The organism is Pseudomonas sp. m6p (genome assembly GCF_055760375.1).
In genome coordinates this window covers 872277-887428 of the sequence record NZ_CM147084.1, presented here as the reverse complement: position 1 = coordinate 887428, position 15152 = coordinate 872277, and the positions used below count along the sequence as shown (strand labels likewise).

At 61.6% G+C, this 15152-nt stretch carries 14 protein-coding genes; 8 read left to right on the top strand and 6 right to left on the bottom strand.

All coding sequences use genetic code 11. The features are described from left to right. Positions 1 to 47 precede the first annotated feature (47 nt). Entirely contained in the window at positions 48 to 1502 is a 1455-nt protein-coding gene (locus tag ACYZUM_RS04155; RefSeq protein WP_047292446.1) for a TrkH family potassium uptake protein, read from the top strand. Here ACYZUM_RS04155 and ACYZUM_RS04150 read toward each other — a convergent pair. After that, positions 1459 to 2514, bottom strand: a complete 1056-nt coding sequence (locus tag ACYZUM_RS04150; protein ID WP_198759098.1) for an AraC family transcriptional regulator — start codon at positions 2512 to 2514, stop codon at positions 1459 to 1461. The two genes, ACYZUM_RS04155 and ACYZUM_RS04150, sit on opposite strands and share 44 nt — an antisense overlap. A gap of 164 nt (positions 2515 to 2678) precedes the next feature. Between ACYZUM_RS04150 and ACYZUM_RS04145 the strand changes: the two genes are divergently transcribed. After that, complete coding sequence (locus ACYZUM_RS04145; protein WP_047292440.1) at positions 2679 to 2990, top strand: Mpo1-like protein; 312 nt, start codon at positions 2679 to 2681, stop codon at positions 2988 to 2990. Positions 2991 to 3016: 26 nt separating this feature from the next. Beyond that, the gene (locus tag ACYZUM_RS04140; RefSeq protein WP_108182011.1) at positions 3017 to 3607 is read left to right on the top strand and encodes an HD domain-containing protein; all 591 of its coding nucleotides are present in this window, start codon (positions 3017 to 3019) and stop codon (positions 3605 to 3607) included. Between the two features lie 77 nt (positions 3608 to 3684). Here ACYZUM_RS04140 and ACYZUM_RS04135 read toward each other — a convergent pair whose 3' ends face one another. Further along, positions 3685 to 4500, bottom strand: coding sequence for a UDP-2,3-diacylglucosamine diphosphatase (locus tag ACYZUM_RS04135; RefSeq protein ID WP_041073087.1), 816 nt, complete (start codon positions 4498 to 4500; stop codon positions 3685 to 3687). A 135-nt stretch (positions 4501 to 4635) separates the two neighbouring features. On the opposite strand from ACYZUM_RS04135, the gene ACYZUM_RS04130 reads away from it, so the two are divergent. Both ACYZUM_RS04130 and ACYZUM_RS04125 read left to right on the top strand, forming a co-directional pair. Next, positions 4636 to 5400, top strand: coding sequence for an AraC family transcriptional regulator (locus ACYZUM_RS04130; RefSeq protein WP_108182010.1), 765 nt, complete (start codon positions 4636 to 4638; stop codon positions 5398 to 5400). A gap of 175 nt (positions 5401 to 5575) precedes the next feature. Next, on the top strand, positions 5576 to 6469 hold the full coding sequence (locus ACYZUM_RS04125) for a DMT family transporter (protein WP_108182009.1): 894 nt from the start codon (positions 5576 to 5578) through the stop codon (positions 6467 to 6469). On the opposite strand, the gene ACYZUM_RS04120 is transcribed toward ACYZUM_RS04125, so the two are convergent. After that, positions 6463 to 6750, bottom strand: a complete 288-nt coding sequence (locus ACYZUM_RS04120; RefSeq protein WP_027613985.1) for an Rdx family protein — start codon at positions 6748 to 6750, stop codon at positions 6463 to 6465. The two genes, ACYZUM_RS04125 and ACYZUM_RS04120, sit on opposite strands and share 7 nt — an antisense overlap. 71 nt (positions 6751 to 6821) lie before the next feature. On the opposite strand from ACYZUM_RS04120, the gene ACYZUM_RS04115 reads away from it, so the two are divergent. Further along, positions 6822 to 9011, top strand: coding sequence for a patatin-like phospholipase family protein (locus ACYZUM_RS04115; protein WP_041073095.1), 2190 nt, complete (start codon positions 6822 to 6824; stop codon positions 9009 to 9011). Between the two features lie 142 nt (positions 9012 to 9153). On the opposite strand, the gene ACYZUM_RS04110 is transcribed toward ACYZUM_RS04115, so the two are convergent. The 3 genes from ACYZUM_RS04110 to recQ all read right to left on the bottom strand — a co-directional run bounded on the left by ACYZUM_RS04110 (position 9154) and on the right by recQ (position 13757). Further along, the gene (locus tag ACYZUM_RS04110; protein ID WP_108182008.1) at positions 9154 to 10932 is read right to left on the bottom strand and encodes a motility hub landmark protein FimV; all 1779 of its coding nucleotides are present in this window, start codon (positions 10930 to 10932) and stop codon (positions 9154 to 9156) included. A 127-nt stretch (positions 10933 to 11059) separates the two neighbouring features. After that, positions 11060 to 11494 carry a MarR family transcriptional regulator gene (locus ACYZUM_RS04105; protein WP_027613988.1) on the bottom strand — a complete coding sequence of 145 codons (435 nt, stop codon included), beginning with the start codon at positions 11492 to 11494 and terminating at the stop codon, positions 11060 to 11062. A gap of 133 nt (positions 11495 to 11627) precedes the next feature. Beyond that, entirely contained in the window at positions 11628 to 13757 is a 2130-nt protein-coding gene (recQ, locus tag ACYZUM_RS04100) for a DNA helicase RecQ (RefSeq protein WP_108182007.1), read from the bottom strand. A 388-nt stretch (positions 13758 to 14145) separates the two neighbouring features. Between recQ and ACYZUM_RS04095 the strand changes: the two genes are divergently transcribed. Together ACYZUM_RS04095 and ACYZUM_RS04090 are read left to right on the top strand one after the other, a co-directional pair. After that, complete coding sequence (locus ACYZUM_RS04095; RefSeq protein ID WP_007962155.1) at positions 14146 to 14733, top strand: UPF0149 family protein; 588 nt, start codon at positions 14146 to 14148, stop codon at positions 14731 to 14733. Positions 14734 to 14743: 10 nt separating this feature from the next. Continuing rightward, complete coding sequence (locus tag ACYZUM_RS04090; protein WP_108182006.1) at positions 14744 to 15139, top strand: YbaN family protein; 396 nt, start codon at positions 14744 to 14746, stop codon at positions 15137 to 15139. Positions 15140 to 15152 lie beyond the last annotated feature (13 nt).

Sequence of the window (15152 nt, the reverse complement as noted above, 5' to 3'; positions counted from 1 at the left end):
CTCACGGGTAGAATGGCGCCCTTCCCACTTCAGCCCGAGCGGACTTCATGGCGTTGCCGACCTTACGGATCATTGGTTTCATCATCGGCATCTTCCTGATCACCCTGGCCGTCGCCATGGTCGTGCCCATGGCCACCCTGGTGATTTTCGAGCGCACCAGTGACCTGCCGTCGTTCCTCTGGGCGAGCATGATCACCTTCCTCGCCGGCCTTGCACTGGTGATTCCCGGACGCCCGGAACACATCCATCTGCGCCCGCGTGACATGTACCTGTTGACGGTCAGCAGCTGGCTGGTGGTGTGTATTTTCGCCGCGCTGCCATTCCTGCTGACTCAGCACATCAGCTACACCGACTCGTTCTTTGAAAGCATGTCCGGCATCACCGCCACCGGCTCGACCGTGCTTAGCGGGCTCGACAGCATGTCGCCGGGGATTCTGATGTGGCGCTCGCTGCTGCACTGGCTCGGCGGTATCGGCTTCATCGGCATGGCGGTGGCGATTCTGCCGTTGCTGCGCATCGGTGGCATGCGCCTGTTCCAGACCGAATCGTCCGACCGTTCGGAAAAGGTCATGCCGCGTTCGCACATGGTGGCGCGCCTGATTGTCGCGGCGTACGTCGGTATCACCATCCTCGGCAGCCTGGCGTTCTGGTGGGCCGGGATGAGCCCGTTCGATGCGATCAACCACGCGATGTCGGCAATATCCACTGGCGGTTTCTCGACCTCCGACCAGTCATTGGCGAAGTGGACACAACCGGCGGTGCACTGGGTCGCGGTGGTGATCATGATTCTCGGCAGCCTGCCGTTCACCCTGTACGTGGCGACCATGCGCGGCAATCGCAAGGCGTTGATCAAGGATCAGCAGGTGCAGGGCCTGCTCGGCATGTTGCTGGTGACCTGGCTGGTGCTCGGCACCTGGTATTGGTGGACCACCAAGCTGCACTGGCTGGAGGCGCTGCGGCACGTGGCGCTGAACGTGACCTCGGTGGTCACCACCACCGGTTTCGCCCTCGGCGACTACAGCCTGTGGGGCAACTTTTCGCTGATGCTGTTTTTCTATCTGGGCTTTGTCGGCGGCTGCTCCGGCTCGACCGCGGGCGGGATCAAGATCTTCCGTTTCCAGGTCGCCTACATCCTGCTCAAGGCCAACCTTAACCAGCTGATTCACCCGCGCGCGGTGATCAAGCAGAAGTACAACGGCCACCGTCTCGACGAAGAGATCGTGCGCTCGATCCTGACCTTTTCGTTCTTCTTCGCCATCACCATTTGCGTGATCGCCCTGCTGCTGTCGCTGCTCGGCGTGGACTGGATGACTGCGCTGACCGGTGCCGCCAGCACCGTGTCCGGCGTCGGCCCGGGCCTGGGTGAGACCATTGGCCCGGCGGGCAACTTCGCCACCCTGCCGGATGCAGCGAAGTGGATCCTGTCGTTCGGCATGCTGCTCGGCCGACTGGAGATCATTACGGTGTTTGTGCTGTGTATTCCGGCCTTTTGGCGTCACTGACCGGCGCCTGCAACAGCCGCGCCCGGTAATCGCCGGGCGTGGTATCGAACCAGCGACGGAACGCGCGGAAGAAGTTGCTCGGATCGGCAAACCCCAGCAGATACGCAATCTCCAGCAAGGTCATGCTCGGCTGCGCCAGATACTGCTCGGCCAGTTCACGGCGGGTGTCGTCGAGCAACTGCTGAAAACTCGTGCCCTCCTCCTGCAACCGCCGCTGCAAGGTACGCTGCGACAGATGCAGGGTCTGCGCCACCGTATCGCGCTTGGGTTCGCCCTGCGGCAACAAGCGACACAGCACCTGCCGAGCCTTGTGGGTCACGCGACTTTCAGAAAACCGCGCCAGGTACTCCCCGGCAAACCGGTCGTGCAACAGCGCCATGGCTTCGTTGGCGGTGGGCAGCGGTGCTTCCATGTCGGCCCGTTCGAAAATCAACGCATCGTACGGCGCGTTGAACATCAGCGGCGCGTGGAAGGCTTGCCGGTAAGGTTGCAGATCGGCGGGTTCGTCGCCCTGAAACAACACTTTGACCGGATGCAGGGTGCGCCCGGTCAACCAGCTGCACAGGCCCAACGCACAGGCCAGCGAGGCTTCGGCGCTCTGCCGGGTCGGCGGCAGGTGATCGCCATGCACGGTCAGAATCAGCGCATAGCCTTCTTCGAGCAGGCGAAAACTCAGGTCGGCACTTTCGGCGATGATCCGCTGATAACGCACCAGCCGTTGGAAGCCTTCGGCCAAGGTGTTGCTCGACATCAAGGCATAGCCGGCGACATGGAACGAGGCCGGACGCACCACTTTGCCCATGTTCAAGCCGATCGCCGGGTTGCCGGACAGCTCGACCGCCCGTTGCCAGAGGCGGGTCATGGAATCTTGCGGGAAGCGCGCATCCGGATCATTCAGGGCGGCGTAATCGAGCCCCAGTTGCTTGAACAGTACCCGGCAATCCAGGCCGTCCATCTCCAATGCTTTGACAATCCCCATCGCCCAGCTTGCAGAAGTCGTTCGTTCGCTCATGGCGTTATTCTTTTACATGATGGATCACATGTTGCGACCCGATTAGCGAAGGATACTAAAGTGGCGCCCATTGTCACTGGCTGATACCAGTGTTCACTCTAGACTCAAATAGGCTACCCGCCGAACAACTTGCCGTCAGAACAATAACCACAGAGATCGCAGTCGTGGAAAACATCAAGCCATTCAACAGCTTCGCCGAGTTCTATCCGTATTACCTCAGCGAACACGCCAACAGTACCTGCCGCCGATTGCATTTCATCGGCACCACGCTGGTGATTTTCATTCTGGCCATGACCCTCGCCAAGGGCGCCTGGCTACTGTTGCTGGCCCTGCCGCTGGCCGGTTACAGCTTTGCCTGGGTCGGGCACTTCTTCTTTGAGAAGAACCGTCCGGCGACTTTCCAGCATCCGCTGTACAGCCTGCTCGGCGATTTCGTCATGTACCGCGACATGATCCTCGGCCGCGTGGCGTTCTGAAACCCGACACACCAGGAGGCTTGCCGATGAACGCCAATGCCCGCTTCACCCACATGCAGGATGGCACGCAGGAAGACTGGGCGATCATCGCCGCAGACTTCAGCGCCTACGCCCGGCAATTGCCGTCGCGGATCGTCGCGCATCTGAAGTTGCTGGAAGGTGATTTCGGCGGCTTCCCGGTGGATCGCCTGACCCACTCGCTGCAAACCGCGACCCGCGCCTATCGCGATGGCCGTGACGAGGAATACGTGGTCTGTGCGCTGCTGCATGACATCGGCGACACCCTCGGCTCTTACAACCACCCGGACATCGCGGCGGCGATTCTCAAACCGTTCGTCAGCGCCGAAAATCTGTGGATGGTCGAGAAGCACGGGATCTTTCAGGGTTACTACTTCTTCCATCATCTGGGCATGGATCGGCACCTGCGCGAGCAATTCGCCGAGCATCCGCAGTATCAGGCGACGGTGGAGTTCTGCGCCAGGTACGATGCGGCGGCGTTCGATCCGGCGTATGACAGCCTGCCGCTGAGTTTCTTCGAGCCGATGATGGAACGGCTGTTTGCGCAGCCCAAGCATTCGATCTACAAGGCCGCGATGGAAGAACACGCCCCGGCGTAAGATCAAAAGATCGCAGCCTGCGGCAGCTCCTACATGAGACCTGTGTAGGAGCTGCCGCAGGCTGCGATCTTTTGCCTTTATGCGATCTCGGCAACCTTGGCCGCCTTGAGCTGAGCCTCCCGCGCCTGCGCATCCGCCAGGCGATACAACTCGATCGTGCCATCCCAGTGCTCGATCAACGCCGTGCACGACTCCACCCAATCGCCGCAGTTGAGGTAGTCCACCTCCCCGACCTTGCGGATCTCGGCATGGTGAATATGCCCGCAGACCACGCCGTGCAATTCGCGTTTCACACATTCGTGGGCGATGGCTTCTTCGAAGTCGCTGATGAAGCTCACCGCCGTCTTCACCTTGTGTTTCAGGTACGCCGACAACGACCAGTAGCCGTAGCCATAACGGGCACGCCAGTGATTGAGCCAGCGGTTGAGGGTCAAGGTGAACTCGTAGGCCGAGTCGCCGAGAAAGGCCAGCCAGCGGTGATAGCGGGTGATCACGTCAAACTGATCGCCGTGAATCACCAGCAGGTGCCGGCCATCCGCCGTGACATGCACGGCCTCATCGACCAACTGGATGTTGCCGAGGATCAGCTTCGAATAACGGCGCAGGAATTCGTCGTGGTTGCCGGTGACGTAGATCACCTCGGTGCCGCGCTTGCTCATGGTCAGCAGGCGGCGGATCACGTTGGTGTGCGCCTGTGGCCAGTACATGCCGCCGCGCAGCTTCCAACCGTCAATGATGTCACCGACCAGGTAGATCTTGTCGGCGTGGTAGCCCTTGAGAAACTGCGACAAGTGCTCGGCCTGGCAGTCCCGTGTGCCCAGATGCACATCGGAAATCCACAAGGTGCGCACCCGTTGTTTACGGCTGGGTCTGGCGAGCTCGGCGCTGGTCATGGGCAACCCTCTGCGATGTTTTCGCCACTGTGCACGCGCCGGGTGAATCGACCATGACAGGCAGGCGTCAGTCGTGTGACAGCGCGCAAGCCCGTGCCCCGGTGTAGACTGGCGCTCACTTCGGAGACCTCTGCCATGCGCCCGATCCTGACTCTGCGCCAATACACCCACGACCTGATCGTCCACAGCCACGACCACGCGCAACTGGTGTTCGGTCTGTCCGGTGCGCTGGATTTCGAAGTCGAGGGTCAGGGCAGCCAGGTGCGCCAGCAGAGTTTCGTGGTCGTCCCCGGCGGCGCGCATCACGCCTGCGGCAGCCCCGATGGCAGCCGTTGTCTGGTGCTGGACGTACCCGACGGGCCATGGCTGAACGACTCGCTGGGCGAGCACGCCGACGCCAGTCAGCGCTTGCTCGACCAGCCTGCGCGGTTGTCCCTTGATGCCGGGCAAAGCCAATTGGTCAATTGGCTGGCGAACAGCGCGGTCACGGACCCGCTGATCGCCCAGCAAGGCGCGGTGTTGCTGCTCGCCAGCCTGAATCACGTCAGACCTGCCGAACACTCGGCGCGGCGTCTGCCCTACGCGGCGCTGGATGCGCACATCGAACAATACGCCGCCTACCCGCTGCAAGTGGCCGATCTGGCGCAGATCGCCGGATTGTCCAGCGCCCGGCTGCACGCACGGTTCATGGCGGAATGCGGGCAGACGCCGATGGACTACATTCGCAGCCGGCGGCTGCACAAGGCGGTTTGCCTGCTGCGCGACACGGCGCTGCCCATTGGCGAAATCGCCTGCCGGGTCGGCTACAGTTCGCAAAGTGCGTTCGCGGCGGCGGTATTGCGGGAGTTTGGCGCATCACCGGGCCAGTTACGCCGCGATTCCTGCGACAAAAAACGCTAGTTCGCCGACAGACTTCTGCGCCGCAACACGTTTCAATGTTTGCCCATGCTCCCTGTAGGAGCTGCCGAAGGCTGCGATCTTTTGACTTTGACTTTTCAAGATCAAAAGCAAGATCAAAAGATCGCAGCCTGCGGCAGCTCCTACATTTGAAACCGTGTTCGGATTAAGGATTGCAATGACTCCGCGTACTGCCCTCGGCGCCCTGCATATCGGCGCTCTGATGTTCGGCCTGACCGGTGTGTTCGGCAAACTCGCGGCCGCCTCACCGGCGGTTATCGTCTTCGGACGTGCGGCGTTTGCCGTGCTCGCCCTGGCCTTTTTCGCCCGCTTCGCCAGGCAGCACGGCTGGCAGAAACTGCAGGCGGTCGACTGGCGCCGTCTGGCACTCAGCGGCGTGTTGCTGGCCGGGCACTGGGTGAGTTTTTTCATCGCGGTGAAAGTCGCCGGGGTGGCGATTGCGACCTTGGGCTTCGCGAGTTTCCCGGCGTTCACGGTGATACTTGAAGGGCTGATTTTCCGCGAACGCATCCGCGCCAATGAAATCGTGCTGGTGGTGCTGGTCAGCGTCGGTCTGGTGCTGGTCACCCCGGCGTTCGATCTGGCCAGCGGCGCCACGACCGGCCTGCTCTGGGCGGTACTCTCAGGCCTGCTGTTCGCCTTGCTGTCGCTGACCAACCGTGCCAGCTCCGGACGTATCCCGGCGGTGCAGGCGGCGCTGTGTCAAAACGTGGTGGTGGCGCTGTGTCTGCTGCCGGTCGCGGCCCCGCAACTGAGCGAAGTACGCGCGATGGACTGGCTGTGGATCAGCCTGCTCGGGGTGTTCTGCACCGGCGTTGCGCACAGCCTGTTTGTCGCCAGCCTCGCGGTGATCAAGGCGCGCACCGCCGCCGTGGTGTTCGCCATGGAGCCGGTTTACGGCATCACCGTCGCCTGGTTGCTGTTCGATGAAAACCCGACTGTGCGCATGCTGGTCGGCGGCGCGCTGATCATCGTCGCCATCGTCGTCTCCGCGCGGATGTCAGGCAGTGCCGACAAGAAAACCGTCGCGGCCGAAGCTGCGTCTCACTGAGTGCGGTCGTTGTGGCCGAGGTCGCGCTCAGGGTCGATCTGATCGCGGACTCGCTGCTTGAGCACCTTGGCCTCGGGAAAGCCGCCGTCGGCCTTGCGCTCCCAGATCTGCACATCGTCGCAGCTGATGTGAAATACCCCGCCGGTGCCGGGCACCAGCGAGACCTTGCCGAGGTCGTCGCCGAAAGTGCTGAGCAGTTCCTGCGCCAGCCACGCGGCGCGCAGCAGCCACTGGCATTGGGTGCAATACGTGATGACGATTTCCGGTTTTGCAGCAGACATGTTCGCTGAAACTCCTGAGACAGAGGGCGCCGCTATAATAGCCGGCTTTATCGCTTGCCCCGAGACTCACCATGCGCCGTTTGCTGTTCTGCCTGCTGCTTGGCTTGCTGCCGTTATTTGTGAATGCCACCGAAGCCACCCGCCCGAAAGTCGGCCTGGTGCTGTCCGGCGGTGCTGCCCGTGGTCTGGCGCACATTGGCGTGCTCAAGGCCCTTGAGGAGCAAGGCATCAAGATCGATGCGATTGCCGGCACCAGCATGGGCGCGGTGGTCGGTGGCCTGTATGCCTCGGGCTACAAAATCGATGAGCTGGAAAAACTCGCGTTGAACATCGACTGGCAACAGGCACTGTCCGATGCCCCGCCCCGGGAAGACGTGCCGTTTCGCCGCAAACAGGACGACCGTGACTTTCTGGTGAAACAGCAACTGAGTTTCCGCGATGACGGCAGCCTCGGCCTGCCGCTGGGGGTGATTCAGGGCCAGAACCTGGCGCTGATGCTGGAAAGCCTGCTGGCGCATACCAGCGACACCCGCGACTTCGACAAGCTGCCAATCCCGTTCCGCGCGGTCGCCACCGACATCGCCAACGGCGAAAAAGTGGTGTTCCGCAAAGGTCACTTGCCGCAGGTGATCCGCGCCAGCATGTCGATCCCGGCGGTGTTCGCCCCGGTCGAACTGGACGGCCGGCTGCTGGTGGACGGCGGCATGACCGATAACATCCCGCTCGACGTCGCGCGGGAAATGGGGGTCGATGTGGCGATCGTGGTCGACATCGGTACCCCGCTGCGCAACCGCAAGCAACTGACCACCGTGGTCGATGTGCTGAACCAGTCGATCACCCTGATGACCCGGCGCAACTCCGAAGAGCAACTGGCCGCCCTCAAACCCGGCGACGTGCTGATCCAGCCGGCGCTGGCGGCATTCGGGGTCACTGATTTCGGCAAAGCCCAGGAAATGATCGACGCCGGTTACCGCGCCACGCGGATTCTCGACACCCGCCTCGCTCAGCTCAAACCTCAACAATCCCAGGACGCCGAACTGAACGCTGCCCGCGCCCCGGGCCAGCGCACGCCGATCATCACCGCGATCAAGGTCGAGAACAATTCGAAAGTCGGTGACGACGTGATCCGCTACTACATCCGCCAGCCCATCGGTGAGCCATTGGATCTCGGTCGACTGCATTCGGACATGGGCACGCTGTACGGCCTCGATTACTTCGAACAGGTGCAGTACCGCGTGGTGCACAAGGGCCAGGATCACACGCTGGTGATCAGCGCCCGAGGCAAACGCAGCGGCACCGATTACCTGCGGGTCGGCCTGAACCTGTCGGACGACATGCGCGGCGACAGCGCTTTCAACCTCGGCGCCAGCTATCGCATCAACGGCATCAACCGTCTCGGCGCGGAATGGCTGACCCGGGCGCAGATCGGCGACAAACAGGAACTGTATACCGAGTTCTATCAACCGCTGGATGTCGGCTCGCGCTACTTCATCGCGCCCTCACTGGTGTTCCAGGCGCAGAACGTCGACGCGGTGCTCGACAACGATCCGATCGCCCAATACCGGGTCGAACGCTACGGTATGGCCCTGAATGTCGGACGGCAGATCGGCAACAACGGCGAAGTGCGTTTCGGCGTCGGCGAAGCCTGGGGCAAGGCCGACGTGCGCATTGGAGATCAGGACCTGCCGAGCGAACACTTCAACGAGGGCTTCTATTCGCTGAAATATTCGTTCGACTCGCTGGACAACGTTTACTACCCCCACGACGGCAAAGACATCAGCCTGACCTTGCTGCAATTCGAACCAAGCCTGGGTTCGGACACCCGTTACCGCCAGTGGGAATTCAAGCTGGACAAAGCCATGAGTCGCGGTCCGGATACGCTGATTCTCGGTGGCCGCTATGGACGTACGCTGGATGACACCAACGTGGTGACCTCAAGCTTCCTGCTCGGCGGCGCACGGCAATTGTCGGGCTTTCGCGAGGATTCGATCTCCGGGCAAAACGTCAGCCTGATGCGCGCGGTGTATTACCGCCGGTTGACCCCGCGTTCGTACCTGCCACTGGACTTCCCGTTGTATGCCGGCGCCTCGCTGGAACGCGGCCGGGCGTGGAACAACGACAACGAATTCGACAGCGGCTACATCAATGCCGCCAGTGTATTCATCGGTTTCGATACGCCGTTGGGACCGTTGAATTTCACCTATGGCCTGAATGACGCGAATGAGCAGGCGGTTTATCTGAATCTGGGGCAGACGTTCTGATCATTCAGGTGGATTGATGTGGTCGACCCTGACGCCTTCGCGAGCAAGCTCGCGCCCATAATGGAACGCATTCCAACTGTGGGAGCGAGCTTGCTCGCGAAGGCGATAGTCCAGTCACTGCACAATTGCGCTGATTCAACCGTCAGCGAATACCCGCGAGTAACGTCCGCGCCGTTTGCTTGAGGGGCTCGTCCCCTTCCTTGAGCAACTCATTGAGCAAGGCAATGGCGCTGTCGATATCGCCGTCATCAATACAGGTTTGCGCCTGTTCAAGCTTCACCGAAGCGACAGCAGGTTCCGGCTCCTGCAGTGTCAGTGGCTCCAGCGCCAGTGATGGCGGCGGGTCGCCAAATTCATTGAGAAAGTCATCATCCAGTGGCTGTGCGTCGGGTTCGGGAATCCACTCCAGCTCCGTCTCGTCTTTCACGGTGGCTTCGGGCAACTCGAACTCCACCGGCAACACTTCAAGGCTTGAGTCCGACGCGGGGGCGCCCGCGGATGGCTGATCTGCGGCCGTACGACGGTCCTCAAGATCCCAACTTGAAGCCATCGACAGCTCGCCCAGGTTCAATTCGAAGTCATCCTCAGGCGCTGGTGGTACTGCTGGCGCAATCGGTGCTGCAGCGATGACAGGCAACACCGGTGTGATCGCTGCAACACGGGTGAGCTTTGGATGACGCGCCCGGATCGCCTCCAGTTGCAGAGGATCGACTCCTGCCCCGCGCAATTGGCTTTCCTGCTGCTCATAAGCGGCACTGTCGCCCTGGCGCCCCAACACTTCAAGCAATTGCACGCCCAGATCGGTTCGCTCCGGCTCTTTGTCCAAGGCATCGCGCAACAGCCCGACGGCCTCGTTCAGGCGTCCATAGGCCAGATAAATCCCCACCGCCTCCAGCACATCCCCCGCCGCCGGCTCTTCACGATGCTCGGGTGTTGCACTGAGGCTGATCGAGGGCGCAGCGGGTCTGTCGTCCAGATCCGGCTCGTGACCGGTCGGGGCAAGCGCCAGCGGCGCTGCATTTTCGGCCAGTTGCCGGCGACGGCGCACGAATAGCCCACCCACCAGCAAGCCCGACAACAGCAGCAAGCCGCCGAACAGCGGCCAGTTGAGATCATTGTCCTCGACGGGCGGCGCGGTGGGTGCTGGCGCTGGGGTTGGCGGCGTAACCACCGGTGCCGGAGGCTTTTGCACTTCGGTCAACCGCGTTTGCAGATCACTGACTTGTTTTTTACCGTCGGCAATCTGCACATCCTGCGCCTGCAGTTTGACGTTGAGTTCGTCCACCGTCTTTTGCAGTTGCTGATTGAGCAGTACGCTGGCCGCCAATTGCTCCGCGAGGGCATCGCTGGCGGGTGAAGCCGCCGCTGGAGATGCCGGCGCTGAGGACGGCGCCTCGCGTTTGCCCTGGGCTGCCTGAGGTGCCGCGGTGGCAGGCTCGACGGCGGGAAATTCAGAGGATTGCGGATGGGGATCGGGTTCATCCGTGGCCGGTACGATACTGGGCGATCCAGGCGGATCGATCAGCACCGTGTACTCGCGCAGCAGGCGGCCATTGGGCTGATCAAGCTGCAGCAGAAAATTCAGAAAGGGTTCCTTGACCGGCTTGCGCGAGGTCACCCGGATCATCTGACGATTGCCATGCAGGATCGGGGTGAACTTGAGGTCATTGAGGAAGAACACCCGTTCCACCCCGGCCCGGCCGAATTCATCTGCCGTGGCCAGGCTGGCCGAGAGATCGCTGGCACTCAGGCCAGCGGCATCCACCAGCGCAATGTCGGCCTTGAATGGCTGATTGAGACCCGAGTGAACCGTGATGTCCCCCAGGCCCAGTGCCATCGACCAGGTCGAATAGCTGAAAACGCCAGCGACCAGCAGCCATTTGGCGCCACTGCGCAGTACCACGTGCCGACTTGCGTGCATGAGCATCCCTTAGATAAGCAAAACCGGTTTCTATGCGTTCGCACATCCGGTACGAACACGATATTGCCCAGTAGTTCTTATAGTCTGCTCAGCGCGATCTCTCAAAAAACCGGCACGCGGTTATGCCTCAAGATTTTTCCAGGTTGCCCAGAATGTGCCCGTGAACCCGCATGCACACCTTCAAATCCGCCTCGTCGACGCCTTCGAACAATTCGTGGCGCAGTTGCGTGGCAATGGTTTCGATTTGTTCGATCAGCGGCAGCGCAGGTGCGCAGAGCACGATTTTTTTCGCCCGGCGGTCTTCCATCACCGACTGGCGTTGTACCAGGCCCTGGCTTTCCAGACTGTCGAGCAAACGCGCGAGGGTCGGCCCCTCGACGCCGACGCTTTGCGCCAGCTCGCGTTGAGTCGGCGCATCTTCAAATCGCGCCAGATGCAGCAGCACCAGCCAGCGGGCCTGGGACAATCCCAGGCCCGCCAGTCGGCGATCCAGTTCGGCGCGCCAGCCACGGGACATCTGGGCCAGTTGCATGCCAAAGCGGTGTTGATCGGTTAACGGCATAAAACACTCATGAGTAGACTGACAAATAGAGAAAAACTAATTATTAGTCAGCTAAGCATGACATTTGGCTATAGGCAAGAGCCGACCTGTACTGAATCGTTACAACTGCCTGACGGTTGGCGCAAACGCCCTCTTACATTTCAAACTCAGATTGCAACGCAGCCCTGACGCAGTAAAGAACGCCTTCCGGAACCCGACCGGCGAACAGCTCGGCGACTTCGGCGACCGACGGCAACTCGCCCTCGCCGTCGAGGAACGCATCCTGCACTTCGCCCATCAGTTCTTCAGGCAGGTCGAGCGCCTGCTCCAGCGACAATTGCTGTTTGCCAATGGCCTCGGCGAGCATGGTGTAGACGTTCTTTTCCGAGCACTGCAACTGCCCGGCGATCTGCATCGGGGTCATGCCGGCGCGGGCCAGGCTGATCAGTTCGTGGCGCACGTCGGCCACCACTTTCGGCGCCTCGGCCTCGCCGCCGAGGATCTCGAGGAAGGCCTCGCCGTAACGCTCCAGCTTGCGCGCACCAACGCCGCTGACCCGCGCCATGTCGGCCAGCGAGGTTGGCTGGCTGCGGAGCATTTCCAGCAGCGTCGAGTCGGGGAAGATGACGTACGGCGGTACGCCATGCTCTTCGGCCAGTTTGCGTCGCAGCGCGCGCAAGGCTTCCCACTGCTCGCGCTCTTCGCCACGCACCAGTTGACTGGCCGGGCTCTTGCTGGCGGTCTTGGCGGTGACTTGCGGCTTGAGATCGCGGCGCAGTTCCAGCGTCACCTCGCCCTTGAGCAAAGGCCGGCAGGTGTCGCTGAGGCGCAGGCCGCCATAGCCCTCGTGATCGACGTCGGCCAGACCACGCGCCACCAGTTGCCGGAACAGCGAGCGCCATTCGCTTTCGCTCAGCGCCTTGCCGACGCCATACACCGACAGATGCTGATGACCGAAACTGCGAACCTTCTCGTTGTCCTTGCCCAGCAACACGTCCACCAGATGGCCGACGCCATAGCGCTGGCCGGTGCGATAGATCGCCGACAGCGCCTGGCGCGCCGGCTCGGTGGCGTCCCAGGTCTGCACGCCGTCGACGCAGTTGTCGCAGTGACCGCACGGCTCGGGCATGTCTTCATCGAAATAGGCCAGCAGCGTCTGCCGGCGGCAGCGGGTCTCTTCACAGAGCGAAAGCATGGCGTCGAGCTTGTGCTGCTCCAGGCGTTTGTGGCGCTCGTCGCCTTCGGAGTTCTGCAGCATCTGCTTGAGCATCACCACGTCTTGCAGACCGTAGGCCATCCACGCATCCGCCGGCAGGCCATCACGACCGCCGCGCCCGGTTTCCTGATAGTAGGCTTCAAGGGATTTGGGCAGATCGAGGTGCGCGACGAAACGCACGTTGGGCTTGTCGATGCCCATGCCGAACGCCACGGTGGCGACCATGATCAGGCCTTCCTCGTTGAGGAAGCGCTTCTGGTGATAGGCGCGCAAATCATTGGGCAGACCGGCGTGATACGGCAGCGCCGGGAAGCCCTGCTCGCTGAGGAACGCGGCAACTTCTTCAACCTTCTTGCGCGACAGGCAATAGACGATGCCGGCATCGCTGCGCCGTTCGGCAAGGAATGCGAGCAACTGCTTGCGCGGCTGCTCCTTGGGCACGATGCGATAGAAGATGTTCGGGCGGTCGAAGCTCGACAGGAAGCGCTCGGCGTTCTGCAAGTGCAGGCGGGTGACGATTTCTTCGCGGGTACGCTTGTCGGCGGTGGCGGTCAGGGCGATGCGCGGCACGTCCGGGAACATTTCCGCCAACTGGCCCAGTTGCAGGTATTCCGGGCGGAAGTCGTGGCCCCATTGCGACACGCAGTGCGCTTCGTCGATGGCGAACAGGGCAATGTTCAAACCTTGCAGGAACGACAGCATGCGCGGCTGCACCAGACGCTCGGGCGCCAGATAGAGCATTTTCACTTCACCACGCTTGATCCGTGCCGCCAGATCGCGCTGCTGTTCGGCGCTCAACGTGGAGTTCAGCGCGGCGGCGGCCACGCCCAGCTCTTCGAGGGTGGCGACCTGATCGTCCATCAGCGCGATCAACGGCGACACCACCACCGCCAGGCCTTCGCGCAGCAACGCCGGGACCTGGAAGCACAAGGACTTGCCGCCACCGGTAGGCATCAGTACCAGCGCATCACCGCCGCTGGCCACGCGCTCAATGATTGCACCCTGACGGCCACGGAAACTGTCGTAGCCGAAGATGTCCTTGAGGACGCGTTGAGCCTGTTCGAGCATAAAAACTCCAAAAATCTACCGAAACATCCCTGCACAGGCTGGTTCAGGACAGCCAAGGCTGCTTAAACAAAACGTAAGAGCGCATTGCCAGACCACCGCAATACGAGCAGGGAGCGCAAAACGCGGCAGTATACCCGAGGCCTCCCCGACGAGGGGGGCCGCTGAGTAGAGTCATTCCTGCACCCCTCTGTCGGAGCTGCCGAAGGCTGCGATCTTTTGATCTTGATCTTGAAAAACAAAATCAAAAGATCGCAGCCTTCGGCAGCTCCTACAGGGATCATTGGTGGATATGCGGGCCGTGGCGGGGCAAATCTGCCATACGGCTGGCTTGAGCGAGCAAGAAGGCCTAGAATTCCCGCATTGTTTATTCCCCCAAGGTAGCCCCGTAATGTCCTTCGCTGAGCAACTGACCCGCCTGCAAGTCTTTCTCGACGCCGACGAGCTGCACGAAGAGGCGCTGGATTACGTGGCCGCTCACGGTTACCTGACCGCCCTGTCGATCTGTGCAGAAGACGTCCCGGAGCGTGAGTGGATCGACGCCCTGTTCGCCGAAGAGCCGCATTACAGCAGCGAAGCCCAGCGTGAAGAGATCGAAGCTACGCTGATTGGCCTCAAGGCGCACATCGCCCGCCAACTGGCGTCCGACGAAGAATTCGAACTGCCGTGCGATCTGGACCTCGGTGATGAGCCGGACGACTCCGAACTGCGCGGCTGGTGCATCGGCTTCATGGAAGGCGTATTCCTGCGCGAAGCGGCCTGGTTCGAGACCGCCGAAGAAGAAGTCAGCGAAATGCTCCTGCCGATCATGGTCGGTTCCGGCCTGTTCGACGAGCAGCCAGAGTTCGAAGACATCGCCAAAGACGCCAACCTGATGGACGACATGATCGTGCAGATCCCCGAAGCCCTGACCGCGCTGTACCTGCTGTGCCAGGCGCCAGACGAAAAACCGGCGATCCTCAAGCCACGTCACCACTAAGATCCGGCCTATGGACAACCCCATAGGCAACCGCTCCCTGATGTTGCGCTACATCCTGCTGGCCATCGGCTGGCTCAGCGTGGCATTGGGGGTGATCGGGATTTTCCTGCCGGTTCTGCCCACCACCCCTTTCCTTCTGCTTGCTGCGGCCTGCTTCGCGCGCAGCTCTCCGCGCTTTTATCAATGGCTGGTCGAGCATCCCCGGCTCGGGCCGTGGATCCGTGACTATCTGGACGGCAACGGCATACCGCTCAAGGGCAAGGTCTACGCGATCGGGCTGATGTGGGTGAGCATTCTGTTCTCATGCTACCTGGTGCCGCTGCCGTGGGCGCGCGGGTTCATGTTGACCAGTGCAGTGCTGGTGACGGTCTACCTTCTGCGCCAGAAAACCCTGCACAAACGCTGAGCGCTCAGTAACC

What these genes read in the sequence shown, in the direction of transcription:
- ACYZUM_RS04155 (WP_047292446.1), top strand. Translation starts at nt 48, where the DNA reads ATGGCGTTGCCGACCTTACGGATCATTGGTTTCATCATCGGCATCTTC.
- ACYZUM_RS04150 (WP_198759098.1), bottom strand. Translation starts at nt 2,514, where the DNA reads ATGAGCGAACGAACGACTTCTGCAAGCTGGGCGATGGGGATTGTCAAA.
- ACYZUM_RS04140 (WP_108182011.1), top strand. Translation starts at nt 3,017, where the DNA reads ATGAACGCCAATGCCCGCTTCACCCACATGCAGGATGGCACGCAGGAA.
- ACYZUM_RS04135 (WP_041073087.1), bottom strand. Translation starts at nt 4,500, where the DNA reads ATGACCAGCGCCGAGCTCGCCAGACCCAGCCGTAAACAACGGGTGCGC.
- ACYZUM_RS04130 (WP_108182010.1), top strand. Translation starts at nt 4,636, where the DNA reads ATGCGCCCGATCCTGACTCTGCGCCAATACACCCACGACCTGATCGTC.
- ACYZUM_RS04125 (WP_108182009.1), top strand. Translation starts at nt 5,576, where the DNA reads ATGACTCCGCGTACTGCCCTCGGCGCCCTGCATATCGGCGCTCTGATG.
- ACYZUM_RS04120 (WP_027613985.1), bottom strand. Translation starts at nt 6,750, where the DNA reads ATGTCTGCTGCAAAACCGGAAATCGTCATCACGTATTGCACCCAATGC.
- ACYZUM_RS04115 (WP_041073095.1), top strand. Translation starts at nt 6,822, where the DNA reads ATGCGCCGTTTGCTGTTCTGCCTGCTGCTTGGCTTGCTGCCGTTATTT.
- ACYZUM_RS04110 (WP_108182008.1), bottom strand. Translation starts at nt 10,932, where the DNA reads ATGCACGCAAGTCGGCACGTGGTACTGCGCAGTGGCGCCAAATGGCTG.
- ACYZUM_RS04105 (WP_027613988.1), bottom strand. Translation starts at nt 11,494, where the DNA reads ATGCCGTTAACCGATCAACACCGCTTTGGCATGCAACTGGCCCAGATG.
- recQ (WP_108182007.1), bottom strand. Translation starts at nt 13,757, where the DNA reads ATGCTCGAACAGGCTCAACGCGTCCTCAAGGACATCTTCGGCTACGAC.
- ACYZUM_RS04095 (WP_007962155.1), top strand. Translation starts at nt 14,146, where the DNA reads ATGTCCTTCGCTGAGCAACTGACCCGCCTGCAAGTCTTTCTCGACGCC.
- ACYZUM_RS04090 (WP_108182006.1), top strand. Translation starts at nt 14,744, where the DNA reads ATGGACAACCCCATAGGCAACCGCTCCCTGATGTTGCGCTACATCCTG.